The following is a 25,634-nucleotide window of genomic DNA, read 5'->3' as shown; positions in this document are numbered from 1 at the left end:
CAGCATGATGTATGTGATTTTAAACCAGTATAAGAACAGAAAGAAAAATTACCTTATCTTTCGTTTTCCTTAAAACATAAATGAAAAAGATTTTCTCCAATTTAACCGTCCAGGTTTTAATTGCCATCATTATAGGAATAAGTGTTGGTACCTACTTCCCTGGTTTCGCGCCAACGGCTAAATTAATCAGTCAGGGTTTTATTAACCTGATTAGCATGCTGATTGCCCCGATTATATTTTTTACTATTGTTTTGGGCATCGCACACATGGGCGATATGAAAAAAGTAGGCAGGGTTGGGGGTAAAGCGCTGTTGTATTTCGAAATTGTAAGCACGGTTGCCATTGCCATCGGTTTATTGGTAGCCAATATATTGAAGCCAGGTGCAGGAATGGTAGCCAAGACCAGCGATGCGACAAAAATTGCAGGTTACGCCGAGCAGGCCAAAGAAATGAACTGGGCAGAGTTTTTTCTGCACATTATCCCGCATAACATAATAGCCGCTTTTGCAGAAGGAAATATCCTGCAGATCCTGCTTTTTGCCATTCTTTTTGGTTATGGACTAAATAAACTGGGAGCTGATGGAACCAGTGTTTTAAATGCTTTTGATAAAATATCGAAAGTATTATTTAAAATTATGAAGCTGATTATGCGGCTGGCGCCTATTGGTGCTTTCGGTGGAATGGCCTTCAGTATTGGTACACATGGACTGGAGAGTATAGTGGGGATGGCCAAACTTATGGGCTCGGTTTATTTAACCTGTATTTTATTTATTTTTATCGTGCTGAATGCCATTTGCCACTATTATAAATTTAGCCTTTGGCAATACCTGAAATATATCCGTCAGGAGATATTGATTGTGTTGGGCACCTCTTCTTCCGAATCGGCCTTGCCCAGCATGATGCAGAAAATGGAAAGCATAGGCTGCGATAAATCGGTTGTGGGTTTGGTAATTCCAACCGGCTATTCTTTTAATCTTGATGGTACAGCCATTTATCTGGCCATGGCGGTGATATTTCTCTGCCAGGTTTTTCATATCGATCTGACACTGGGGCAGCAGATTACCGTTTTAGGTGTACTGATGGTAACTTCTAAAGGAGCTGCAGGCGTTACCGGAAGTGGTTTTATTGTACTGGTATCAACCCTTACCGCCTTAAAAATGATGCCGATTGAACACATTTCCATTTTAATTGGCGTAGACCGCTTTATGAGCGAGGCCAGAGCCATTACCAACGTAATCGGAAACGGAGTAGCTACTATTGTGATTGCCAAAAGCGAAAACCAGTTTGATGAAGAGAAGTACTTACAAGCCATTCAGGTAGAAAAGGAATAGTGAGTTTGCAGTTGAGAGTTTGGATTGATGAGTTTCGGATGCAGAACCTAAAGCAGTTAGTATTCCAATGCAGAAGTCATGCTGAATTTATTTTATTTGCCGTTTTATTGGTTTTAAAGATCTAATAGCTACGCCATGGTGAGCATCTTTCCTACATGATAGATCCTGAAATGAATTCAGGGTGACGACTGGTGGGGTACTCCCAACTAAAAACTCCCAACTCCAAACTATTTAAACTATCTTTGCAGCAGAAACAGGCAACACAGCTTGTTTAGTTAATTCATAGCACATTGGCTCAAGAAGAACAAAATAACCGCAAAGAAAAAAGCGAGTTACATCCACGCAACAAACACCGTTCGCGTTACAATTTCAAACAACTTACCGCAACTTCAAAAGAACTAAGACGTTTCGTTTTTAAAAACGAACATAACGATGATTCTATTGATTTTGGCGATCAAAATGCAGTAAAAGCACTAAACAGGGCTTTGTTAAAATATTTTTATGATATTCAGCAATGGGATATTCCTCAGGATTTTCTTTGTCCGCCTATTCCGGGCCGGGCAGATTATATCCACTATGTTGCTGATCTGTTGGGATCGAGCAACAAAGGTAAAAATCCAAAAGGACCTAAAATCAGCGTGCTCGACATTGGCGTAGGTGCCAACTGTATTTACCCGATTATCGGTCACCAGGAATACGGATGGAATTTTGTGGGTTCGGAGATTGATCCACTTTCGGTTGAATCGGCAAAGCGTATTATCGAAGCCAACAAACCATTGCAGGGGGCGATAGAAATCCGTCAGCAATCATCTAAAATGGGTATTTTTAGGGGAATTGTGGGTAGAACCGAACGTTTTGATGCAGTGGTTTGTAATCCACCCTTCCATTCTTCCTTAAAAGAAGCCGAACAGGGTACCCGCCAAAAATGGCGCAACCTGGGCGGAAATGAAAAAGAAGTCAAGCACGTACTAAACTTTGGCGGAAACAAAGCTGAGCTTTGGTGCCCTGGAGGTGAGCGTGCTTTTGTGGAACAGATGATTATCCAGAGTGCGCAGATTAAAAACCAGGTGTTATGGTTCAGTTCACTCGTTTCAAAAAGCGCAAACCTAAAAAGTATTTATAACGCTTTGGTTAAAGCAAATGCTTTTGAAGTACGTACTGTTATTATGAGCCAGGGCCAGAAAATAAGCCGCTTTGTGGCCTGGACTTACCAGGATGAAAGCGCGCAGGGCGAATGGGTAAAAGGATGGAAAGCTTAAGTTGGGCGTTTCCGGTTTAGAGTTTTCAGTTTGGGTTGCATAAACCAATCAGGTCATATCATAATGCCGGGTGGATATCATTCATTCGGCATTTTTTTTTACAGTTGTTTCCTTTTTAACATTGTAATTTAATTACTAAATCCCTTATAAAAAGCTCTTAATTAATGGCCAAACTGTGAGGCTTTTTAAGGGCGGTATCCTGTAACCGCAGAACTGCCAACTGAAAATTGTAAACTAACCCGTTTTAGCCCCGAAAATATATCCTGCTGAAGCAGTTACCACCATGGCTACGGTTCCCCAGAAGCAGATTCTAATTACGGCTTTGATTACATTTGAGCCTCCTGCTTTTGCCGCAATCGTACCAGATAAAGCCAGGAATACAATGGCGAAGCCATATTGATAAAATACCATCGATTGGATCGGGGCAAAAAAAGCAACCAGAAAAGGTAAAATACCTCCTGAAATGAAAGATGCTCCTGATGCAAGAGCTGCCTCAAGCGGTTTTGGTTGTGTAATTTCGTTAATGCCCAGTTCATCTCTGGCGTGCGCGGCCAAAGCATCTTTCTCAGTAAATTGTATCGCCACCTGCATGGCCAAATCTTCATCCAGTCCCTGGGCCACATATATTTTGGCAAGTTCTTTAAGTTCCATTTCAGGCATGGTATCCAGTTCCGTTTTCTCCCGTTCCAGATCTGCTTTTTCAATGTCGGCCTGAGAGCTGACCGAAACATATTCGCCTGCAGCCATTGATAATGAGCCAGCTACTAAACCTGCCAAAGCTGCCAGTAGGATAGGGCTTCTCGTATCGCTCGCAGCAGCTATGCCGATAACCAAACTTGTTGTAGAAATAATGCCGTCGTTGGCACCCAGTACAGCTGCCCTTAACCAGCCTGTTCTATTGTTGTAGTGTTTTTCTAATTCCATTTTGGTGATATGTGTTTTTGGTCAGGCTGAGCGGAAACGAAAACCCTTATTGTCCGGATATCATCATTTCTTTTCGTAAACAATCAAAATGTTCAGGTCATTGCCCGCATCTGGTGCAATGCCATGCGAGCTGCCCGGTCGGGTTAAAATCGCATCGCCAGGTTTAACGGCAAAAGTTTTCCCATTCATTTGCATGGTACCGTTTCCGCTGATCACGTAATAAATTTCATCCTCTTTTTGCAGGTGGTAACCGATCGATGAGCCCGGTTTTAAAATCCTTTTCCTGAAGGCTGTTTTCAGGTTTTTAGCTTGGGCAAAGAAATTAAAACCGATGGTTTTGCCTCCGCCATTATGAGTGCCAGGTTCTTCTTTAGCTACTTCTGTATCATTTTGCAAAAGGTATTTACTGGTATCGGCCGTTTGAGCTTTCGCGATAATTGAAATAAAGAATGTAAAAAATAGTACGGCTAGTGTTTTCTTGCTCATGTGGTTTGTTTTTATGTCAATATTGGCTTTAAGCTTAGCGTTTAAAGGTAAATTTAATTGTTTTGCCCCATTTTTGTCAAAATCATTTAAACTTTGTTGCTAAAGCCACTTACCAAAAGAACGGGACTGCTCATTTCCTAAGCCTAAAGAATTTTTAATTGGGAAACTGACGTGTTGTAATTTTTGGCGGCCATTGGCCCTGCCATACACTGTAGCTCCGATAGAAGAAATCGGAGGCTGCCGTTGCTGTCAGGTTTATAACCGAAGGCTTGCTCCTGATGTGAAGCCAGGAACGGTCAAGCATTATTACCCCGCGCTTTTAACTTTAGTTTTTCCACTTTAGTCTTTCCGCTTTGGTCTTGCCAAAAGCCCCGCAACATTGTTACTAAACCCGATCTTAGCGGATGCTCCCGATTTAAGCACTGTTTTTTGTTTTTTATTGGTGTGCTTGCTTGTTTTACAGTTTTCATCGGAGCAGAAACGGGAGCGGGGCTGAAGTGCACCAAAAGAACGGGACTGCTCATTTCCTAACCGAAAGAAACCATATTTTTTGTTTGTAAATGATCGATTGTGGTTCTTGGCGGTCTTTAGTCCTGCCATTCACTATAGCTCCGATAGAAGAAATCGGAGGCTGCCGTTGCTGTCAGGTTTATAACCGAGAGGCTTGTTCCGGGCGTGTTGCCAAAAGCCCCGCACCATTTTTACTAAACCCGATCTTAGTGGATGCTCCCGATTTAAGCACTGTTTTTTGTTTTTTATTGGTGTGCTTGCTTGTTTTACAGGTTTCATCGGAGCAGAAACGGGAGCGGGGCTGAAGCGCACCAAAAGAACGGGACTGCTCATTTCCTAACCGAAAGAAACCATATTTTTTGTTCGTAAATAATCGATTGTGGTTCTTGGCGGCCTTTAGTCCTGCCATTCGCTTTACTTTGTTGCACTACATGTTCACTGCTGTCAGGTTTATAACCGAGAGGCTTATTCCGGGCATGTTGCCTAATGTTTTTTACGCCTGAATCTAACCTCTTTTAATAACCAGGTGTGACTATTGGTAGAATCTTTTTTTATAACAGTAACACAATAGCTGATTTTGCTTTGGGCTTTTAGCTTTAGTCTTTCCTTTTAGCTTAAAGCCATTTCCTTACATTTTAGTGAAAAAACGGACTAAATAATATGGTTTTAGATTTGAATTCCAGTTCAATAATATTAGCTTTGCACAAAAAAATATTGATACATGAGCGTTTTAGTAAATAAAGATTCTAAGGTTATCGTTCAGGGTTTTACCGGAAACGAAGGAACTTACCACGCTGAGCAGATGCTGGCCTATGGTACAAACGTAGTTGGTGGTGTAACACCTGGCAAAGGTGGGCAATTACATTTAGAAAAGCCTGTTTTTAATACTGTTAAAGATGCCGTTGATCAAACGGGTGCAAATGTATCTATCATTTTTGTGCCACCGGCTTTTGCTGCTGACGCCATTATGGAAGCTGCCGAAGGTGGTATTAAAGTTATTGTTTGTATTACCGAAGGTATCCCTACAAAGGATATGATTCAGGTTAAAGAATATATTGCTGACCGTGATGTTACCCTTATCGGTCCTAACTGCCCGGGTGTAATTACTGCTGATGAAGCCAAAATTGGTATTATGCCAGGATTTATCTTCAAAAAAGGTCATGTAGGCGTGGTTTCTAAATCAGGAACGTTAACTTATGAAGCGGTAGACCAGGTGGTTAAAGCTGGTTTAGGTATCACTACTGCGATTGGTATTGGTGGCGACCCGATTATCGGAACCCCAACTGTAGAAGCAGTTAAATTATTAATGAACGATCCTGAAACGCACGGTATCATTATGATTGGTGAAATTGGCGGTGGAATGGAAGCTGAAGCAGCCCGTTGGATCAAAGAAAACGGTACTAAACCTGTTGTTGGTTTTATCGCTGGTCAAACTGCGCCTCCGGGACGTAGGATGGGCCACGCGGGTGCTATTGTTGGCGGTGCTGACGATACTGCCGCTGCTAAAATGAAAATCATGCGTGAGTGTGGTATCCGTGTAGTAGAAAGTCCTGCTGAAATCGGTGCTGCAATGGCAGAAGAATTGGCGAAGTAAGATTTTTAAAATTTACATAAGGAAAAGCGTTTCGATTAGGTTCGAAGCGCTTTTTTGTTTTAAGCATTATTTTTTTAACCGCAAAGGGCGCAAAACTAGGTTTAACCCGTAAGACGCAAAGCACACGAGTTGGACTTTATTCTTGTTTTTCGTTTCATCATTCCTGCGCAGGCAGGAACCACAACATGCTCAGCGAAGATAATCTTAATTCTCCCGGTTAAGCTTAACTTTGGGTTAAAACCACTTTACTTGGTGTCTTTTTCCTTCAGGAGAGGGACAGCGCAAAAGACAATACTTGTCAAACTTTGTCAGGATGAGGTAAACACTAACCCAATAAGATTAAACCAGCAAACCAAAACAACATCTATACCGTATATTGAGATATGAAAACGATGTTAAATAAACTATTTTTGCTTTCAGCTGTTGTTTTAATTACCGCACTTTCGGCCTGTGCTCAAAAACAGGATAAGAAAGAAACAAAACAAGCAAAGGAAACGGAACAAATCATACCAAAGAAGAAAATGAACTGGAATCCATTAACACCCGAAGAAGAAAGAGTAATTGTAAATAAAGGTACTGAATATCCTGGTACCGGTAAATATGAGCATACTACTGATAAAGGAACTTACACTTGCAAACGTTGTAATGCGCCGCTATACCGTTCAGAAAGTAAGTTCGATGCCCATTGTGGCTGGCCTGCTTTTGATGATGAAATTAAAGGTGCAGTAAAGCGTATTCCTGATGCCGATGGCTCGCGTACAGAAATTGTTTGCGCCAATTGTGGTGCACACTTAGGCCACGTGTTTTTGGGTGAAGGATTTACCAATAAAGACACCCGTCATTGCGTAAATTCAATCTCCATGAACTTCGTGCCAGATCAGAAATAAGGTAGATGTAGATGGGTTAGGTATGGGCGTAAGGCATAAGCTTTACGCCTTTTTTAATGCACAAAAACAGGCTGTTTTTCCACAAATTATTGATTATAAACTAAATGCTTATATTTGCAGGCTCGATAAAGAAAATTTAGCCTATGAAATATCTGCTGTTATTAAGTTTTAGTTTCCTGTTTTTACAAGGTAAAGCACAAGATTCCGGTTCTTCAAACGAAACGGATAGTATCAAAAAAACAGTTCTCGCTACTTATTATCACAGAAAATTCGAAGGTCGCCGCACAACCAGCGGCGCTAAATACCGGGCGAAAAAATTCACTGCTGCCCACCGCACCCTACCTATGGGCACCATGGTTACCGTAACCAATCCTGATAATGGAAAATCGGTTGTGGTTAAAGTAAACGATCGTGGACCATATTCTAAAAAACTGGCTATTGATTTGTCTGAACGTGCTGCAAAACAGATTGGTATCTATCGTAAAGGCATAGCTAAAGTAAGTCTCAGTTATACCGTTGAGTAATACACATTTTAGCTTCATTTAAACCTCAAAATACTCCTAAAATTTAAGTTATTAACACTCATTTTGGTTTGCTAAAGCCTTGAAAAGAAACAATTAGCTTTTTTTTCGCTTGAAAATGATATTGGGCTGATCGTTTTTCCCCAGCAATTGGGTTGGGTGTTAACAACTTTGGTTCACTAAAAAGGGCCACCGTGTATATATTTGTTATAACAAAGTTCTTTAACTTCTTGCGTTTGGAAACAAATATAAAAGCTTAGTTTTTAGTTAATTACAGGTAGATCTCTCAGATTATCATTCTAAATTTTCGCAACTAAAAACTCAGTTGTTCACCAGGCAATAGGGTTAGCACTTTCACAGCAGCGTTTTGAGCAAGACATTACAATCATCATATATAAATTGGTGGATGCATGTCTTTGTCGGCTCTGTAAAAAAAATAAGATTTTAAAAACATCAGCGTATGGAACAGGAATTATTACTACAAGAAAACAAAGACAGGTTTGTGCTTTTGCCGATTAAATATCCGAAAGTTTGGGAGATGTATAAAAGAACGGAAGCCAGTTTCTGGACTGCCGAAGAAATCGACCTTTCTGACGACCTTAAGCATTGGGAAAACCTTAACGACGGTGAAAGACATTTCATATCTCATATTTTAGCCTTTTTTGCGGCCAGTGATGGTATTGTAAACGAAAATCTTGCAGTAAACTTCATGAGTGAAGTTCAGATTCCGGAAGCACGCTGTTTTTACGGTTTCCAGATCATGATGGAAAATATCCATTCAGAAACCTATGCCTTGTTAATCGATACCTACATTAAAGATCCGGAAGAAAAAGATCGTTTGTTCCATGCCATTGATACTGTTCCGGCAGTAAAAAGAAAGGCTGAATGGGCTTTGCGCTGGATTGATAACGGAACTTTTGCAGAGCGTTTAGTGGCTTTTGCTGCGGTTGAAGGTATTTTCTTCAGCGGTAGTTTCTGTTCAATTTTCTGGTTAAAAAAACGCGGTTTAATGCCGGGCTTAACTTTCAGTAATGAGCTGATTTCAAGAGATGAAGGTTCTCACTGCGAATTTGCCTGCTTGTTATACAGCATGTTAAGCAATAAATTGAGCGAAGAACAGGTGCACGGCATTATCAGCGATGCCGTTGAAATTGAAAAAGAATTTATTACCGAGGCATTGCCAGTGGCCCTGATTGGCATGAATGCAAAATTAATGAGCCAGTATATTGAGTTTGTGGCCGATAGATGGTTACAGGAATTAGGTTATAAAAAAATATACAACGCAACCAATCCTTTCGATTTTATGGAAATGATCTCTTTGCAGGGTAAAACCAACTTCTTCGAAAAACGTGTAGGCGATTATCAAAAAAGTGGTGTATTAACCGCCGCAGATAACAAAGCACAGGCGTTTTCTCTGGATGAAGACTTTTAAGGTAGAAGGCGAAAGGTTGTTGTAATCTCGATACCTGATACTCATTACCTTATACCAATTAATTAATTACAAAAATATAAAGCGATCATCAAGTCTTGATACTTGATACACGCTGCCTAATACAAAACTTAAATCTCATAAAATATGTTCGTACTAAAAAGAGATGGCCGGAAAGAACCGGTGCAATTTGACAAAATCACAGCACGTATTCAAAAACTTTGCTATGGTTTAAATGCAGATCTTGTAGATCCGATTGACGTTGCCAAAAAGGTAATTGAAGGTTTATACGATGGAGTAACCACGTCTGAGCTGGATAACCTTGCTGCAGAAACTGCTGCCTCGTTAACCACAAAACACCCTGATTATGCTTTGCTGGCTTCGCGTATTGCGGTTTCTAATTTGCATAAAAACACCACTAAATCATTCTCGGGTACGATGAAAATGTTGTACGAATATTTCGACCCGAAAGCGCAGAAAGAGGCTCCTCTTATCGCTGATGATATTTATGAGATCATAGAAAAAAACAAGGATATTTTAGATAGTTCGATCATTTACGACCGCGATTTCGGCTTCGATTATTTCGGTTTTAAAACCTTGGAAAAATCGTACCTGTTAAAAGTTAATGGTCAGATTGTGGAGCGTCCCCAGCATTTGTTTATGCGTGTTTCGGTTGGTATCCACAAAGAAGATATCGAAAGCGCCATTAAAACCTATAACTTAATGAGCGAGCGTTGGTTTACACATGCTACACCAACCTTGTTCAATGCAGCTACACCAAAACCTCAAATGTCGTCGTGTTTCTTGTTAACCATGCAGGATGATAGCATTGAAGGTATTTACGATACCTTAAAGCAAACTGCTAAAATTTCGCAAAGTGCTGGTGGTATTGGTTTAAGCATCCACAACATCCGCGCAACAGGATCTTATATTGGTGGTACCAACGGTACAAGTAATGGTATTATCCCAATGTTACGCGTATTTAACGATACTGCGCGTTATGTAGATCAGGGTGGGGGTAAACGTAAAGGTGCTTTTGCCATTTATCTGGAGCCTTGGCATGCAGATGTTTTCGAGTTTTTAGATTTACGTAAAAACCATGGTAAAGAAGAAATGCGTGCGCGCGATTTGTTCTATGCCCTTTGGATTAACGATTTATTTATGCAACGTGTTAAGGATAATGGCAATTGGACCTTATTCTGTCCGCACGAAGCACCAGGTTTAGCTGATTGTTTTGGTGCAGCGTTCGAAGAACTTTATACTAAATATGAAGCCGAGGGCCGTGGCCGTAAAACCATTAAAGCACAGGAACTTTGGTTTGCTATTTTAGATTCGCAAATCGAAACCGGTACACCTTATATGTTGTTTAAAGATGCAGCGAACAGTAAATCTAACCAGCAGAACTTAGGTACCATTAAAAGTTCTAACCTGTGTACCGAAATTATCGAGTATACCTCTAAAGATGAAGTCGCGGTTTGTAACTTAGCTTCATTGGCGTTGCCTCGTTTTGTTATCAACGGTGCTTTCGATCACCAAAAATTATACGATGTAACTTATCAGGCTACATTAAACCTGAACAAAATCATCGATCATAACTATTACCCTGTTCAGGAAGCCGAAAACTCTAACATGCGCCATCGTCCGGTTGGTTTAGGTGTGCAGGGTTTGGCTGATGCCTTTATCCTGTTGCGTTTACCTTTCGAAAGCGATGAGGCTAAACGTTTGAACAAAGATATCTTCGAAACGATTTATTTCGCTTCGATGTCGGCTTCGCACGATTTAGCAGTGAAACATGGTCCTTACCAAACGTTTAAAGGTTCGCCATTATCAGAAGGTAAATTCCAGTTTGATCTGTGGAATGTAACACCAGATAGCGGCCGCTGGGATTGGGATGCATTGCGCAAAAAAGTAGTTAAGGATGGTGTCTACAACTCCTTATTGGTTGCTCCGATGCCAACTGCATCTACTTCACAGATTTTAGGTAACAACGAGTGTTTCGAACCTTATACTTCTAACATTTACACCCGTCGGGTATTAAGTGGAGAGTTTGTGGTCGTAAATAAACACTTATTGAAAGATTTGGTAGCTTTAGGTTTATGGAATAATGATATGAAAAATCAGATCATATTGGCTAACGGTTCAATCCAGGCTATTGATTCCATTCCGGATTACATTAAAGAATTATATAAAACCGTTTGGGAGATTAAGATGCGTAACATCATCGACATGGCTGCCGACCGCGGTGCCTATATCTGTCAATCGCAATCGTTAAACTTGTTCGTAAACGCACCAAATACATCAAAATTAACTTCAATGCACTTCTACGCATGGGAAAAAGGTTTAAAAACCGGTATGTACTACTTGCGTACACAAGCTGCCTCTCAAGCGGTTAAGTTTACTGTAGAGAACCAGGGCGGTAAAGCGATTGAAGCGGTTATTCCTGCTCAAATCCCACAAGATCAGGTTGCAGAAGAAATCGTTGACGGACCAGTTTGTTCAATGGAAGAAGGCTGCATTAGCTGCTCAGGTTAAGGTAGAGGGTTGGAAGGCAGAAGGTTTTAAGGTCGCTAGCGCCGTCATTGTGATGCACGAAGCAATCTTAATGCAATAGTCGACCTCTTCTCATCATAAAGCAATAAAATAGATAAGGTTTTGGGCAAACGCTCAAAACCTTATTTTTTGTTTATATTTTTGTATTACAATAGGTTTTTACCTTAAACCTTACACCTCATGCCTTATACCTCAACTCATAGCAAACACGAAATCATTCCCTGCGAAAGATGTGGAACCGCTATTGAGTGCAAGGCAAATTCATATACCAAATGCCAGTGCAGCGTGGTACAGCTCAGCATTAACGAAGTACAATACATCTCCGAACTGTATGATGGCTGTCTCTGTGCCAAATGTTTGTTTGAACTGCAACAGGAATATAGAGCAGAAATAGGCGTGTAGGCTTTTTTTCAAAGTCGCGCGGGCTAAGGTCCTGGGTCTACATCGCACGGACCAAAACCTGTCAATTTTTATCTATGGAAGAAATCTGATATTCGTCTGGTCAGGTTTAGTTAACCTGGGTTGCTGTCTTTTCTGGAAACGTATTATTTCAGGTAGCTTTTGTTTATATAAGCTCACTAAAATGAATCATTGGTGTAGCCCAATTTGTACAGGTGTATAGGTCTGAAAAAGGACATATTTTTCGAATTAATTGTAATTTATACATTTAAAATTTCTGGTACCGGTTACATAAACCCAAATGGGTAGTTTTTGGTCTTTATAAGCGTTCAGTTAAGTTATACTTTGAAATGTCACCTGCAGATGATATTTTGTTTTCAATCGATCCTGAGTTGTTTTTAAGGCCCTAAAATCAATAAAAAATAGTTTGAAAATAAATGTTAAAACTCGTAATAAAGCACATCATTTGATATCTATACTGTACTTGATAAATGGTTTATCAGGCTTTAAAAAAAAGAAAAATATAGAACATTATGGAAGCGCTCATTTCTAATTACTGGTGGGTTTTAGTGGCACTGTTGTGCATCGTTTTATACAAATATATTTTACGTTTCTTATTCGGGATGGTCATTGTACCCGAAGACAGGATCGGGTTGATTACCAAAAAATTTGTGCTCTTTGGGTCTGCAAGAGAATTACCGGATGGAAGGATTATCGCCATTAAAGGCGAAGCAGGTTTCCAGGGTAAAACTTTGGCGCCCGGGCTGTATTTTGGGATGTGGTTTTGGCAGTACAGCGTAACGATGGAACAATTTACTATCATTCCAGAAGGAAAAATCGGGCTGATCATGGCTAAAGACGGTTCAGAAATCCCAACAGGGAACATCCTGGGGCAAAAAGTAGAGTCTGATAATTTTCAGGATGCAGTAAAGTTCCTCGAAAATGGCGGTCAGCGAGGTAGACAAACGGCTTACATCACTTCCGGTTCATACCGGATCAACACCATGCTGTTTCAGGTTTCGGTTACCGATATGATCCGGATTCAGGAAAGCATGGTGGGGATTGTGACTACGCTGGATGGTTTACCGATCGAAGCCAATCAGATCGCGGGTAAACTGGTAGAAGGCCACAATAATTTCCAGGATTTTGATGCCTTTATAAAACATGGTGGTAACCGTGGTTTGCAACCACAGGTAATTCTGGCTGGTTCTTACAATTTAAATCCCTGGGCTATCCAGCTGGAAGAAATACCCATGACCGAAATTGCAATCGGTTATGTAGGCGTGGTGATTTCGTTTATAGGTAAAGAAGGTGATGATTTAACCGGTGCCGATTTTAAACATGGTAACATTGTTGCAAAAGGATCGAAAGGCGTTTGGTTAGAACCACTTGGTCCAGGTAAGTATCCTATTAACAAATACATTATGAAGGTAGAACTGGTACCCACCACCAATTTGGTACTCAACTGGGCATCAGCGCGTAGTGAAGCGCATAACCTGGATAAAAATCTATCCACTATAACGGTACGTTCAAAAGATGGTTTCCCTTTTAACCTGGATGTAGCGCAGATTATCCATGTGCCAACAACCGAAGCGCCAAAAGTAATTGCCCGTTTTGGAAATATGGTGAATCTGGTGTCGCAGGTTTTAGAGCCTACGATTGGTAACTATTTCCGTAACTCGGCGCAGGGCAGCGATGTAATTGCTTTCCTGAGTACACGTAGAGAGCGTCAGGAATCGGCAAAAGAGCATATCCGTAAAGTGCTTGATGAGTATAATGTGAATGCCGTTGATACGCTGATCGGTGATATTGTTCCGCCAGAATCGTTGATGAAAACTTTAACCGACCGTAAAATTGCAGAGGAACAGAAGGTAACTTATGAAACCCAGAAACAGGCACAGGAAACCCGTCAGGGGATGGAGAAAGAAACGGCGATTGCCGATATGCAGAAGGATATTGTGAAGGCACAACAAAGTGTAGAGATTGCTGAACGGACAGCAAGTGCAACGGTAAAAAAATCGGAGGGGGATGCGGCTGGTGTAAAACTAGCTGTAGGTGCCGAGGCCGAAGCTACCAAAATGCGTGCGCATGCTGAAGCTGAAGCGACAAAAGCACGTGCACAAGCAGATTCAGAGGCGATTAAATTAAGAGCATCAGCAGAGGCAGAACAGATTTCGTTAACCGGTAGTGCTGAAGCAGGTAAAATTTTAGCGGTAGGTAAATCAACCGCCGAGGCCTATGAACTTGCTGTTAAGGCTTTGGGTGGTGAAAACTTTACCCGTTACAAAATTACTGAAGAGTTATCGAAAGGTAATGTGAAACTGATCCCGGATGTATTGATTGGCGGCAGTGGAGGCAATCACGGCGGTTCAGCGATGGATGGCCTGCTCGGCCTGAAGTTAATGGAACTGATGGACCCTGCGCAACGTAAAGAAGTGGTAGCAGTTGCAGAAATTGTAGAAACAAAAACAAAACCTAAAAAAGATAATATTAACCCTTAAACGGTTTTAAGTTAGCGGATGAACAGCAAAATGTTCATCCGCTTTTTTATTTAAGATTTTTGTTTAATACCCCCAATTTTTTATTCTGCTAATCGATCTAACTTATTTTCAGTTTTTAATTTTTTACACTATAACAGGTATTTTTTTAAAAGCAATAGGTAAAGTAACAGACATAATAAGTCAGAAGGTTTGAATTATTTTGATGCTTTACTATCTTTGCCACGTGAATAAAGTTGTTCTACTGCTACTTTTCCCGGTACTCATTTTTAACACCTCCGTTCGTGAAGTGATTAAGGCGCCCCAACTTGTTCTTCACTTTTTACAACATCATCAGCTCAATGCGGAAATCAGTTTTATCGATTTTCTTGAAATGCATTACCTTGGACAGGATTTGGATGACAATGATGATGAAGAAGATATGAAACTTCCCTTCAAAAAAATTGATGGACACCATATTATTTCAGTAGGTGTGCCAGAGGAAAAATTTATTTTACTAAAAGCGGTATGCCTGAATATTTATACCAAAAAGACTTTCGATTACACTAACTGTTACAATAATCCAGATTTCGGAAGCTTATTCCGCCCACCCATTTCAATAGCTTAAAATTTCTTATTCAAATCTTTTCAGAACCATTTTTAATGGATTCTGGATACGTCTGTTATTTTAATTTAAGCTATTATGTTAAATAAAATTATTGGTTTTTCCATCCGGAATAAACTAATTATTGCTTTGTTCGTATGCTCACTTATTGGTTGGGGTACTTACGAGGTTACCAAATTACCGATAGATGCACTGCCTGATATTACCGACAATCAGGTACAGGTGATTACCGTTTCTCCATCTTTGGGTGCTCCGGATATTGAGCGCCTCATTACATTTCCTATTGAGCAGGCCTGTAGCAGTATTTCAGGACTTAAGCAAATCCGGAGTTTTTCACGCTTCGGACTTTCTTTGGTTACCATTGTTTTCAATGAGGAAACTGATGTTTACTGGGCCAGGCAACAAATTGCCGAGCGTTTGCAGCAGGTACAGCAAGAAATTCCACAGGGGATAGGTTCTCCTGCAATGGCGCCCGTTTCAACCGGTTTGGGTGAAATATATCAATATGTAGTTCGGCCTAAAAAAGGCTATGAAGGAAAATTTAACGAACAGGAATTGCGCACCATACAAGATTGGATAGTGAGAAGACAGCTTTTGGGTACGCCCGGAGTAGCCGAGGTATCCAGTTTTGGCGGCAGGTTGAAACAGTATGAAGTGGCGGTGCGGCAAGATCAGCTTAAAGCATATGGACTGACCATTGCTGAAATATTCGATGCCCTGGAAAAAAATAATGAAAACACGGGCGGCGCATACATTGAAAAAGGACCAACTGTTTTGTACATCCGGAGTGAAGGATTAACAACCAATTTGGCCGATATCGAAAAAATTGTGGTGAAAACGCTTGATAACGGAATGCCTGTTTTAATGGGCCAGGTGGCCAAAGTTCAGTATGGCTCGGCAATACGTTATGGCGCCATGACCTACAATGCCCAGGGTGAGGTTGCAGGGGCTGTGGTAATGATGTTAAAGGGTGAAAATTCTTCTGTTGTGGTAAAACGGGTAAAAGATAAAATTGCAAAGATCCAAACCATGGTTCCTGATGGTGTGGTGATCGAGCCTTTTTTAGACAGGACAAAAATGGTTGATAACGCCATCAGTACGGTAGAGACCAACCTGATGGAAGGTGCACTGATCGTGATTTTTGTACTGGTGTTTTTCTTGGGCAATCTTCGTGCAGGTTTGATCGTATCTTCCGTAATTCCGTTATCCATGCTTTTTGCGATCATACTGATGAATAAGTTTGGAGTAGGCGGAAACCTGATGTCGCTCGGGGCTATAGATTTTGGTTTAATTGTAGATGGTTCTGTAATCGTGGTAGAGGCTATTCTTCACCGCTTCTCGCACAGCAAACATTTTAGGGCGATCGGGAAGATCGATCAGAACCAGATGGATAATGAAGTGGAAAAATCAACCGGATCGATGATTAAATCGGCAGTGTTTAGCCAGATTATTATCCTTATTGTCTATCTGCCTATTTTATCATTAGAGGGTATTGAAGGTAAAATGTTTAAACCCATGGCCTGGACCATTGCTTTTGCTATTCTTGGGGCCTTTCTCTTATCCATTACCTATGTGCCCATGATGTCGGCTTTATGTCTGAACAAAACCATCAGTCATAAGAAAAACCTGACCGATAAGCTGATGGCGTGGATAGAAAGAAAGTACCAGCCAATCTTAAGTAAAGTACTCCGTTTTCCAAAAACTATTCTGGTGCTTACCCTTTCCTTATTCGCCATCTCCATTTTTATCATGGGCACGCTCGGTGGCGAATTCATCCCACAGTTAGAAGAAGGAGATTTTGCCGTTGAAACCCGTTTGCTCACCGGAAGTAACCTGAACAATACAATCGAGACTACGCAAAAAGCATCGAAAATTCTACTGGATAAGTTTCCTGAAGTGCAAAAAATAGTCACCAAAATAGGGAGTGCCGAGGTGCCAACAGATCCAATGCCCTTTGAAGCAGGGGATATGATGGTAATTTTGAAACCCAAAAAAGAATGGACTTCTGCCAGCTCATTTCCAGAATTGAGCGCTAAAATGACCAAAGCCGTTGAAGTCATACCTGGCATTACGGTAGGCTTTCAGTTTCCGGTGCAAATGCGGTTTAACGAGCTGATGACCGGTGCAAGGCAGGATGTGGTTTGTAAAATATTTGGAGAAGACCTCGATTCGCTGGCGGGTTATGCCAAACGTTTGGGCGCTATAATTGGCACAGTTAAAGGTGCAATTAATGTTTACGAGGAGCAGGTTACGGGCATGCCTCAGGTGGTAATTAAATACAACCGCGATGGAATGGCTAAATATGGCATCAATGTGGGCGACGTAAACCGCGTGGTTAATACGGCTTTTGCAGGCCAGGTAGCCGGTCAGGTTTATGAAGGTGAAAAACGTTTTGATATGGTGGTACGCCTGGATGAAGCAGCCAGAAAAAATGTTAAGGACGTAGAAAATCTGATGGTTTTAACCAGGGCAGGTAATCAGGTGCCTTTAAGTATGGTGGCCAATATCGAAGAGGTGGAAGGGGTTAATCAAATTCAAAGAGAAGATACCAAACGCAGGATCATTGTTGGATTTAATGTTAAGGATAGAGATGTACAGTCTATTGTAGAGGAATTACAGCAGAAAGCGGGCACCAAACTTAACTTATCTAAAGGTTATACCATTTCTTATGGCGGCTCTTTCGAAAACATGACAGCCGCAAAATCACGTTTGGCGATTGTCGTACCGATCGCCTTATTGCTCATTTTCTTGCTCCTGTATTTTGCTTTCAGTTCTGTTAAACAAGGGCTTTTAATTTATACGGCCATTCCGCTTTCCGCAACAGGTGGCATATTTGCCTTGTGGATCAGGGATCTGCCCTTCAGTATTTCTGCAGGTGTAGGTTTTATTGCCCTCTTTGGTGTAGCCGTATTAAATGGGATTTTACTGGTTTCAGAATTTAACCGGTTAAAAAAAGAAGGTTGGACGGATGTAAAACGAATCGTCATCCATGCCACAAAATCGAAACTTCGAGCTGTTTTAATGACTGCGTTAGTTCCATCGTTAGGTTTTATCCCGATGGCCATCAGTACCGGGGCAGGAGGTGCAGTTCAAAAGCCACTGGCTACAGTGGTTATTGGTGGTTTATTAATTTCCACATTATTAACATTATTTGTTTTGCCCATGTTATATATCTTATTTGAAAAAGGCTTTTCGTATTTCAAGCCCAAAAATAAACTTGCAATAACTGTGCTTATCATACTTTTTGGAGCTTTAAATGCAAATGCTCAAAAGCCCATCAGCTTAAAAGCAGCATTAGATACTGCAGTTAAAAACAACATATCGCTGCAGATTGCTAAAACCAACGTTCAATATTACCAGCAAATCGCCAAAAGTAGCTTTGATGCACCAAAAACAGCAATCAGTTTCGATTACGGTAAATTCAACAGTCTGGAGAATGATAATAAAATCTCTGTGGTACAAACACTTGATTTTCCGACTGTTTATGCAAGGCAATTTGCTGCCCATAAAACAAATTTGCGCATCAGCGAGACAGAAGTTGATGCCCGCCAGCTCGATTTGAAAACCGAAGTAAAATCAGCATACTATAACCTGTTATTGATAAATGAAAAACAGAAATTGTTACTTTGGGCCGATAGCGTTTATAGTGCATTTCTGGATAAATCAAATCAACGTTTTAAATCAGGTGATGTTGATTTGCTGGAACTTCGTACCGCAGAAAATCAAAAGCAGCAAATCAGCAATCAACTCGAGTTACTGAAAACAGATGATATATTGATGCAAAACAGGTTTAAGTTTTTATTAAATACGGATGAAAACCTGCAGCCAAAGGCTGATCGTTTACTTTACGCCGCTGAAGTTTTATTGAGGCAGGAACAAGTTCACCCTTTGCTAAAATTGGGAGAAGAACAATTGGTATTGGCCAGACAACAAAAGGCACTCGAAAAAAGTAAACTGATGCCCACCCTAAGTTTCGGTTACAATAATTCGAGTATTATTGGCTGGCAAACCAATAGTATTGGGGCTGAGCAGTATTTTGATAAAAGCAAAAGGTTTTCTTCGGTTAGTGTTGGTGTTGGAATTCCAATTTTTTTCGGTGCACAGAATGCCCGTATTAAAGCCAATAGTATTTTAATACAACAGCGCGAAAAAGAATTGTCGCTGACTAAAAAAACGTTGGATCATAACTTAACAAATGCTGTTGAACGTTACACCAGGCTTGAGAAACTGATTGGATCTTACGAGAAAATTGCCTTAAGAAATGCAGCTGATATCGTTAAAACAGCATCTGATAAACTTAATGCCGGCGAAATTGCCTATCTCGATTGGGTGATCCTGGTTAACCAGTCTATACAGCTTAAAGTAGAATATTATGATAAAGTGCAGCAATTTAACGAAGCTGCTTTTGAAATTGAACGTATTACGGCCACAGATAAATAAGATAAAATGAAAACTCAAATATTAGCAGGATTAGTTTGCTTGTCGCTTTTGATGGCTTGCAATAGTAAAGATAAAAAAGAAGCTGTAAAGGCAGAAAAAAACGCAGTTGTAAGTACAGATGAGGTGCAATTATCAGATGAACAAGCAAAGAATGCTGGAATTTTAATTGGTAAAATAGCGCAAAAGGCGATGCACAGCACCATTAATGTGAATGGAGTTGTGGATGTGCCACCAGAAAACACCTATTCGGTGAGTGTTCCTATGGGTGGCTATATAAAAAAAATGATTATCATGCCTGGAATGCCCGTTAAAAAGGGGGCAGTTTTAGCGCTGGTTGAAGATCAACAATATATTCAGCTCCAGCAAGATTACCTGACTTCGGTGAACAGATTAAAGTTCTTAACTGCAGATTATACCAGACAAAAGGGATTAAATCAAACAAAAGCAACGAGCGATAAAATCTTCCAGCAAACAGAAAGCGATTATAATAACCAAAAAGTTTTGGTTAAAGCATTGGCCCAAAAACTGAGACTTATTGGTATTAACCCTGAAACTTTAAATGAAAATTCGATAACCCGTAATATCAAAGTTTATTCACCAATTAGTGGTTACGTAACAAAAGTTAATGTAAACACAGGTAAATTTGTTAATGCAACCGATATTTTATTTGAATTGATCAGCCCCGGAGAATTGCACGCAAACCTTACGGTATTTGAAAGAGATGCTGCCAGTTTAAAGCTGGGGCAGGAGGTGATCTGTAACACTACTGCAAATCCAGAAAAAAAATACATAGCGAAGGTACATTTGATTACCCCTAATATAGAAGACGACCGCACGACCAGTGTGCATTGCGATATCCAGAATTCAGATCATCAATTATTGCCCGGTACATTTTTAAATGCAGCGATTTCTATTGGTGCCGCAAAAGTTGATGCCTTACCAGAAGATGCCGTTGTTAAATGGGAAAATAAATATTACATTTTTGAAGAGCTTGGTCATAAGCGATTTAAAATGGTGCCCGTGGAAATTGGGAAAGCAATAGATGGATTTATAGAAGTTAAAACCAATAAAAAGCCAGGTAATGTGGTAACAAAAAATGCGTATGCAATTTTAATGAAAATGAAAAACGGAGGGGAAGAAGGCGAATAAGTTGATTAGTAATATATATTAAGTTTGTAGTAATAAAGTGGTTCTTTTGGATCATTTCGATTTTCTGAAAAGTGTTTGCTAAACAAGTCCATATTTCAAGCACAAATAATTGAGGCTGATTTAAAATAACATTTACAATTTTATGCCGTTCTACTTTTAAACAAAATAGTAACTTTGCAGCCTAATTTAGAATGACTGAATTTTGAATGATGGAGTGATTTGTAAATTCACTCATTCTACCATTCGCTCATCCAATAATTTAAGAAATGAAGAAAGTAAAAGTTGGCCTGGTGCAGATGAGCTGTACTAAGGATAAGCAGGAAAATTTAGATAAAGCGATTGCGAAAGTAAGGGAAGCCGCTGCAAAGGGTGCACAGATTGTGTGTTTGCAGGAGCTTTTTACATCCTTATACTTCTGCGATGTTGAAGATTATGACAATTTCGACTTGGCAGAGGCCATCCCTGGCCCATCTACAGATGCTTTGCAGGTGGTGGCCAAAGAATTGGGCGTCGTAATTATTGCTTCATTGTTTGAAAAACGTGCTGAAGGTCTGTACCACAATACCACTGCTGTTTTAGATGCGGATGGATCGTATTTAGGTAAATACCGTAAAATGCATATTCCTGATGATCCTGCTTTTTACGAAAAATTCTATTTTACACCAGGTGATTTAGGCTATAAGGTTTTCCAAACTAAATTTGCGAAGATTGGTATTTTAATCTGCTGGGACCAATGGTATCCTGAAGCCTCGCGTATTACTGCATTAATGGGTGCCGATATCATGTTCTATCCAACTGCAATTGGTTGGGCAACTGATCAGGATGAAGAAACCAACCAGGATCAATACAATGCCTGGCAAACCATTCAACGTTCTCATTCTGTTGCCAATGGTGTACCTGTTGTAAGTGTAAATAGGGTTGGTTTTGAGCAGGATGGCGCTATGAAATTCTGGGGCGGAAGTTTTGCTACGAATGCTCAGGGTAAATTACTCTATCTGGCATCACATGATCAGGAAGAAACCGAAGTGGTGGAGTTGGACCTGGATCAAAGCGATTTTATGCGCAAGCACTGGCCATTTTTAAGAGACAGAAGAATCGATTCTTATCAGCCGATTACAAAGAGGTATATTGATGGGGATTAAATAAGTCAGAGGTCAGGAGACCGAAGACGGAAGCCGGAGAGCGTACATGCCAAATGGCTATTTTGAAATCCATAAACAAGTCTGGAAACGTAGACTATAAGTTTGGATTGCATTGTAAGAAATTGTAAATTGTTAGTATATTTTTAATAAATTATAACTTCGGACCTCCGACTTTCGGACTTAATTATGGCATTCAAATTTGAAAAACTTAAGGTCTGGCAAAAGGCTTTAGACTTAGCTGATGAGATTGATAAAATGACAAAAACTTTTCCAAAGGAAGAGATTTATGTTTTAACATCACAGGTTAAGCGTGCTGCCGATTCAATTTCAATGAATATAGCCGAAGGAAGTACAGGTCAAAGTAACCCTGAATTTTGTAGATTTTTAAGATATTCTTTACGTTCTGATATAGAAGTTGTGAACTGTTTACACTTGGCAATAAGAAGAGGCTACATTACAGAAGAAATATTTCAGAAACATTATCAATCCTGCGAAGAAATTTTGATCATGATTTCTGCTTTAATCAAATCGCTGAATTGATTCCCGGGGGGTCAGAAGACTGAAGTCCGGCGATACAGGCGATTTATGAATATACTAAATCACCGGAACTCGGATACCCGACTTTCGGACTTTGCTAATATTAAATCACCGGACCTCGGACACCCGACTTTCGGACTTTATCAATACTAAATCACCGGACTTCGGACATCCGACTTTCGGACTTTATTAACACTAAATCACCGGACCTCGGACATCCGACTTCGGACTAAAACATATGTCAAACTTTCCGCCAAGAAAAGATTTAAATATCAATCAATTCGATTATTCTCCCAAGCAACAAGGATATGCTTTCCCCGCTGAATGGGCTAAACATGAAGCTACCTGGTTAAGTTGGCCGCACAAAGAAGCCAGTTGGCCGGGTAAGATCGAAACTATTTACGCTCCTTATTGCCAGTTTATTAAAGCGGTGGCAGAGGGCGAAAAGGTACGGATTAACGTAAAAGACGAAGAAATGAAAGCTTTTGCCATTGCCGAACTTCAAAAAGTAGATGCCGATTTAACGCGGATTGAATTTTATTTCAACGAAACCAACGATGCCTGGTGCCGCGATCACGGGCCTGCATTTGTGGTTAAAGGGAACGAAAAAGCAGTGGTAGATTGGGGTTACAACGCCTGGGGCGGTAAATACCCACCGTTTGATCTGGATGATGTTGTGCCTACCAAAATTGCGAAACATTTTAATTTACCATTGTTCAATCCCGATATTGTAATGGAGGGTGGTTCAGTAGAATTTAATGGCGCCGGAACGGTTTTAACCACTACAGCCTGTTTGTTGAACGAGAATCGCAATCCACATTTAACTAAAGAGCAGATTGAAAAGTATTTGCTTGAGTATTATGGTCAAGACCAGGTACTGTGGTTGGGCGATGGAATTGTAGGCGACGATACCGATGGCCATATTGATGATATTACCCGTTTCGTAAACAAGGATACCGTTTTAACGGTTGTTGAAAGTAACCCGCTTGATGAAAACTACGTGCTGCTGCAGGAAAATCTGGAAGCTTTAAAGGCAATGAAACTAAAAGATGGCAGCTCATTAAATATTGTGGAGTTACCAATGCCTTCACCGGTAATTTATGATGATACGCGTTTGCCTGCATCTTATGCGAACTTTTACATTGCTAATGCGGCTGTAATTGTTCCTGTTTTTGATGATGTGAACGACCAAAAAGCTTTAGATATTATCCAGGGCTGTTTTCCTGATCGTAAGGTAGTAGGTATTAATTCTGTTGATATTATCTGGGGATTGGGAAGCTTTCACTGTTTAAGTCAACAAGAACCAGCCGTATAATATCTTGTAATAAATAAATATGAAACTCAGTAGAATAATTTTATTTGGGGATGATATTAATGCGCTAAAAGTATTTTATCAATCCATTTTTAATCTTCCTTTAATTGAGGAAATCGAAGGCGAATGGTTAGTTTTCAATTCAGGTTCGATTGAAATTGCATTCCATAGAATTGGAGAATCATTCAAAAATGAAATTCCTTTTAAAGCAGAAAGTAATACTAAATTGGTGTTCAGTATAGATGAAGATATTGAAGATTTCAGAAAAAAGCTCCTGGAAAAAGGTGTTAAAATGAAAGATGTTAAGTCTTTTGAAAATATTGATTACCTTTTTTGTGATGGAGAGGATATTGAAGGGAACATTTTCCAGCTTAGCCAGAAAAGAGCATAATCTTTTGTCGCTATAAATTATAACTTTACAACATTAAAATATTTCAACTTTACAACATTTCATAATGAAATTACTTGAAGGAAAAACAGCATTAATTACCGGTGCATCAAAAGGAATCGGTCGTAAAATAGCGGAGAAATTTGCAGAGCAGGGCGCTAATGTAGCATTCACCTATTTATCATCAGTAGAAAAAGGTCAGGCTTTGGAGCAGGAATTGCAAAGCTTTGGTACCAAAGTTAAAGGATATCGTTCTGATGCTTCTAAATTTGATGAAGCAGAACAGTTAATCAATGATATCGTTGCTGAGTTTGGAACAATTGATATCGTAGTGAATAATGCGGGCATTACCAAAGATGGTTTATTGATGCGTATGAGCGAAGAAAACTGGGATGATGTAATCAATGTTAACTTAAAATCGATCTTTAACGTAACCAAAGCAGCTTCTAAAGTGATGATGAAAGCCCGTAAAGGTGTTTTCATTAACATGAGTTCGGTAGTTGGCGTTTCAGGTAATGCTGGTCAGGCTAACTATGCCGCTTCTAAGGCAGGAATTATCGGGTTTACCAAATCAGTTGCGAAAGAACTGGGATCAAGAAATATCCGTGCAAACGTAGTTGCACCAGGTTTTATCCGTACCGAAATGACCGATATTTTAGATCCTAAGGTAGTGGAAGGCTGGGAAAAAGATATCCCGTTAAAACGTGCCGGCGAAACGGAAGATATTGCCAATGTTTGTGTGTTTTTAGCTTCTGATATGAGCGCGTACGTAACCGGACAAACATTGTCTGTTTGCGGTGGAATGCTGTAAGAAAGGTTTAAGGTGGAGGGTTTTCTTTCCAAAGCCATAAAATATTAAAGAAGTCAAGTTTAAAAACTTGACTTCTTTTGTTACTTTACAAGGTATCGTCCTTTATCTTCACTAATGTCCGGCTGGGTTTTATTCTTCTCAAAAGCCAAATATCCGGTCTGCAAAGATTTCCAAAAGGTCGCTTGCCTAGGGAATTGAGCACAATATTTCTTCATATTCACATGCGTCATTTTGAAAGGATAGATGTTAACCGGAATCTTTTCCTGACCTGCATTTCGGGCCTCAACGCTTATAATATAAACTTCTTTAATTTTTTCGTCTGTTAACGGAATACAACCTACGGTTACGCAACTGCCATGGATGTAAATATCATTTCCTGGTTTTCGATCTTTTCCAGTGCGGGCATTATCAATCATATTAGGATAATTTATACCAAGCGATAAATGAAAATTACTCATCGGATTGAAAACATTGATGTAATAAAAACCTTCGGGTGTTTGTCCATCACCTTCCATTACTTTTGGGCCAATGGTACCAGAATGTGCACAAAAATCGTAAGTTCTGAATAAAGAATAGGTTTTAGCCGAATTATTCTTTAACCAAACCTCAAGTTTGCCTTCCGTTTTATAAGCATTAATCACCATAGAAAATTGATCGCCAAAACCATCGGCCTGGATAAACTCCCTTAATGTTTCCCATTTTTCGCTGTATGCCTTTTCTACTCTTTCAAATTTGATTTGAGTGGCTTTAAAATTATTTTGGGCATTGACCATGAGGCTGAGGGATAGCAAAAACGTTAAACAGATTAATTTCATAAGGCTTGATTTGGGTTAAAAATATGAATTTAACCACATAGAGCATAG

21 protein-coding genes are annotated in these 25,634 nt (G+C 40.0%); 17 read left to right on the top strand and 4 right to left on the bottom strand.

Features of this window, described 5'->3' with window-relative positions; genetic code table 11:
* Positions 1-80: 80 nt before the first annotated feature.
* Positions 81-1,331, top strand: a complete 1,251-nt coding sequence (gene dctA, locus ABEG20_RS12955; protein ID WP_406823754.1) for a C4-dicarboxylate transporter DctA — start codon at positions 81-83, stop codon at positions 1,329-1,331.
* A 290-nt stretch (positions 1,332-1,621) separates the two neighbouring features.
* Entirely contained in the window at positions 1,622-2,590 is a 969-nt protein-coding gene (rlmF, locus tag ABEG20_RS12950; RefSeq protein ID WP_406823753.1) for a 23S rRNA (adenine(1618)-N(6))-methyltransferase RlmF, read from the top strand.
* A 234-nt stretch (positions 2,591-2,824) separates the two neighbouring features.
* Here the strand turns inward: rlmF and ABEG20_RS12945 are convergent, their stop codons facing one another.
* From ABEG20_RS12945 to ABEG20_RS12935, 3 genes are all read right to left on the bottom strand, one after another.
* Complete coding sequence (locus ABEG20_RS12945) at positions 2,825-3,514, bottom strand: VIT family protein (protein WP_406823752.1); 690 nt, start codon at positions 3,512-3,514, stop codon at positions 2,825-2,827.
* Between the two features lie 63 nt (positions 3,515-3,577).
* On the bottom strand, positions 3,578-4,000 hold the full coding sequence (locus tag ABEG20_RS12940) for a cupin domain-containing protein (RefSeq protein WP_406823751.1): 423 nt from the start codon (positions 3,998-4,000) through the stop codon (positions 3,578-3,580).
* 649 nt (positions 4,001-4,649) lie between these two features.
* On the bottom strand, positions 4,650-4,919 hold the full coding sequence (locus ABEG20_RS12935) for a hypothetical protein (RefSeq protein ID WP_406823750.1): 270 nt from the start codon (positions 4,917-4,919) through the stop codon (positions 4,650-4,652).
* Between the two features lie 312 nt (positions 4,920-5,231).
* Between ABEG20_RS12935 and sucD the strand changes: the two genes are divergently transcribed.
* From sucD to fabG, 15 genes are all read left to right on the top strand, one after another.
* Complete coding sequence (gene sucD / locus ABEG20_RS12930; protein WP_090984694.1) at positions 5,232-6,104, top strand: succinate--CoA ligase subunit alpha; 873 nt, start codon at positions 5,232-5,234, stop codon at positions 6,102-6,104.
* 383 nt (positions 6,105-6,487) lie between these two features.
* On the top strand, positions 6,488-6,991 hold the full coding sequence (locus ABEG20_RS12925) for a methionine-R-sulfoxide reductase (protein ID WP_406823749.1): 504 nt from the start codon (positions 6,488-6,490) through the stop codon (positions 6,989-6,991).
* A gap of 143 nt (positions 6,992-7,134) precedes the next feature.
* Positions 7,135-7,515, top strand: coding sequence for a septal ring lytic transglycosylase RlpA family protein (locus ABEG20_RS12920; protein WP_406823748.1), 381 nt, complete (start codon positions 7,135-7,137; stop codon positions 7,513-7,515).
* Positions 7,516-7,972: 457 nt separating this feature from the next.
* Positions 7,973-8,944: a ribonucleoside-diphosphate reductase small subunit gene (locus ABEG20_RS12915; protein WP_406823747.1), complete on the top strand. Its 972-nt coding sequence runs from the start codon at positions 7,973-7,975 to the stop codon at positions 8,942-8,944.
* A gap of 144 nt (positions 8,945-9,088) precedes the next feature.
* Positions 9,089-11,473 (top strand): ribonucleoside-diphosphate reductase subunit alpha, encoded by a 2,385-nt coding sequence (locus ABEG20_RS12910; protein WP_406823746.1) that lies wholly within the window; start codon positions 9,089-9,091, stop codon positions 11,471-11,473.
* 198 nt (positions 11,474-11,671) lie between these two features.
* Positions 11,672-11,893: a cysteine-rich CWC family protein gene (locus tag ABEG20_RS12905; RefSeq protein ID WP_406823745.1), complete on the top strand. Its 222-nt coding sequence runs from the start codon at positions 11,672-11,674 to the stop codon at positions 11,891-11,893.
* Between the two features lie 530 nt (positions 11,894-12,423).
* Positions 12,424-14,391: an SPFH domain-containing protein gene (locus ABEG20_RS12900; protein WP_406823744.1), complete on the top strand. Its 1,968-nt coding sequence runs from the start codon at positions 12,424-12,426 to the stop codon at positions 14,389-14,391.
* A gap of 223 nt (positions 14,392-14,614) precedes the next feature.
* Positions 14,615-14,995, top strand: a complete 381-nt coding sequence (locus ABEG20_RS12895; RefSeq protein ID WP_406823743.1) for a hypothetical protein — start codon at positions 14,615-14,617, stop codon at positions 14,993-14,995.
* A 75-nt stretch (positions 14,996-15,070) separates the two neighbouring features.
* Positions 15,071-19,432, top strand: a complete 4,362-nt coding sequence (locus ABEG20_RS12890; protein ID WP_406823742.1) for a CusA/CzcA family heavy metal efflux RND transporter — start codon at positions 15,071-15,073, stop codon at positions 19,430-19,432.
* A gap of 6 nt (positions 19,433-19,438) precedes the next feature.
* Positions 19,439-20,581: an efflux RND transporter periplasmic adaptor subunit gene (locus tag ABEG20_RS12885; RefSeq protein WP_406823741.1), complete on the top strand. Its 1,143-nt coding sequence runs from the start codon at positions 19,439-19,441 to the stop codon at positions 20,579-20,581.
* A gap of 266 nt (positions 20,582-20,847) precedes the next feature.
* The gene (locus tag ABEG20_RS12880) at positions 20,848-21,723 is read left to right on the top strand and encodes a carbon-nitrogen hydrolase (protein WP_406823740.1); all 876 of its coding nucleotides are present in this window, start codon (positions 20,848-20,850) and stop codon (positions 21,721-21,723) included.
* Between the two features lie 186 nt (positions 21,724-21,909).
* Entirely contained in the window at positions 21,910-22,263 is a 354-nt protein-coding gene (locus tag ABEG20_RS12875; RefSeq protein WP_132400569.1) for a four helix bundle protein, read from the top strand.
* A 235-nt stretch (positions 22,264-22,498) separates the two neighbouring features.
* Complete coding sequence (locus ABEG20_RS12870) at positions 22,499-23,575, top strand: agmatine/peptidylarginine deiminase (RefSeq protein WP_406823739.1); 1,077 nt, start codon at positions 22,499-22,501, stop codon at positions 23,573-23,575.
* Between the two features lie 19 nt (positions 23,576-23,594).
* Positions 23,595-23,963 (top strand): VOC family protein, encoded by a 369-nt coding sequence (locus ABEG20_RS12865; RefSeq protein WP_265850854.1) that lies wholly within the window; start codon positions 23,595-23,597, stop codon positions 23,961-23,963.
* Between the two features lie 64 nt (positions 23,964-24,027).
* Entirely contained in the window at positions 24,028-24,771 is a 744-nt protein-coding gene (gene fabG / locus ABEG20_RS12860) for a 3-oxoacyl-[acyl-carrier-protein] reductase (protein ID WP_406823738.1), read from the top strand.
* An 80-nt stretch (positions 24,772-24,851) separates the two neighbouring features.
* On the opposite strand, the gene ABEG20_RS12855 is transcribed toward fabG, so the two are convergent.
* Positions 24,852-25,586, bottom strand: a complete 735-nt coding sequence (locus ABEG20_RS12855; RefSeq protein WP_406823737.1) for a murein L,D-transpeptidase family protein — start codon at positions 25,584-25,586, stop codon at positions 24,852-24,854.
* Between the last annotated feature and the right edge of the window lie 48 nt (positions 25,587-25,634).

The sequence above is a fragment of the Pedobacter sp. KACC 23697 genome (assembly GCF_045348445.1).
Taxonomy (GTDB): domain Bacteria; phylum Bacteroidota; class Bacteroidia; order Sphingobacteriales; family Sphingobacteriaceae; genus Pedobacter.
The sequence above is the reverse complement of the archived record's forward strand: the minus strand, read 5'-3'. Positions and strand labels throughout refer to the sequence as shown.

Coding starts and splice junctions, on each gene's coding strand:
- ABEG20_RS12865 (WP_265850854.1), top strand. CDS start 23,595: ATGAAACTCAGTAGAATAATTTTATTTGGGGATGATATTAATGCGCTA.
- ABEG20_RS12875 (WP_132400569.1), top strand. CDS start 21,910: ATGGCATTCAAATTTGAAAAACTTAAGGTCTGGCAAAAGGCTTTAGAC.
- ABEG20_RS12890 (WP_406823742.1), top strand. CDS start 15,071: ATGTTAAATAAAATTATTGGTTTTTCCATCCGGAATAAACTAATTATT.
- sucD (WP_090984694.1), top strand. CDS start 5,232: ATGAGCGTTTTAGTAAATAAAGATTCTAAGGTTATCGTTCAGGGTTTT.
- ABEG20_RS12925 (WP_406823749.1), top strand. CDS start 6,488: ATGAAAACGATGTTAAATAAACTATTTTTGCTTTCAGCTGTTGTTTTA.
- ABEG20_RS12870 (WP_406823739.1), top strand. CDS start 22,499: ATGTCAAACTTTCCGCCAAGAAAAGATTTAAATATCAATCAATTCGAT.
- ABEG20_RS12880 (WP_406823740.1), top strand. CDS start 20,848: ATGAAGAAAGTAAAAGTTGGCCTGGTGCAGATGAGCTGTACTAAGGAT.
- ABEG20_RS12945 (WP_406823752.1), bottom strand. CDS start 3,514: ATGGAATTAGAAAAACACTACAACAATAGAACAGGCTGGTTAAGGGCA.
- fabG (WP_406823738.1), top strand. CDS start 24,028: ATGAAATTACTTGAAGGAAAAACAGCATTAATTACCGGTGCATCAAAA.
- ABEG20_RS12900 (WP_406823744.1), top strand. CDS start 12,424: ATGGAAGCGCTCATTTCTAATTACTGGTGGGTTTTAGTGGCACTGTTG.
- ABEG20_RS12905 (WP_406823745.1), top strand. CDS start 11,672: ATGCCTTATACCTCAACTCATAGCAAACACGAAATCATTCCCTGCGAA.
- ABEG20_RS12935 (WP_406823750.1), bottom strand. CDS start 4,919: ATGGCAGGACTAAAGGCCGCCAAGAACCACAATCGATTATTTACGAAC.
- ABEG20_RS12910 (WP_406823746.1), top strand. CDS start 9,089: ATGTTCGTACTAAAAAGAGATGGCCGGAAAGAACCGGTGCAATTTGAC.
- ABEG20_RS12885 (WP_406823741.1), top strand. CDS start 19,439: ATGAAAACTCAAATATTAGCAGGATTAGTTTGCTTGTCGCTTTTGATG.
- ABEG20_RS12940 (WP_406823751.1), bottom strand. CDS start 4,000: ATGAGCAAGAAAACACTAGCCGTACTATTTTTTACATTCTTTATTTCA.
- ABEG20_RS12920 (WP_406823748.1), top strand. CDS start 7,135: ATGAAATATCTGCTGTTATTAAGTTTTAGTTTCCTGTTTTTACAAGGT.
- dctA (WP_406823754.1), top strand. CDS start 81: ATGAAAAAGATTTTCTCCAATTTAACCGTCCAGGTTTTAATTGCCATC.
- ABEG20_RS12915 (WP_406823747.1), top strand. CDS start 7,973: ATGGAACAGGAATTATTACTACAAGAAAACAAAGACAGGTTTGTGCTT.
- ABEG20_RS12855 (WP_406823737.1), bottom strand. CDS start 25,586: ATGAAATTAATCTGTTTAACGTTTTTGCTATCCCTCAGCCTCATGGTC.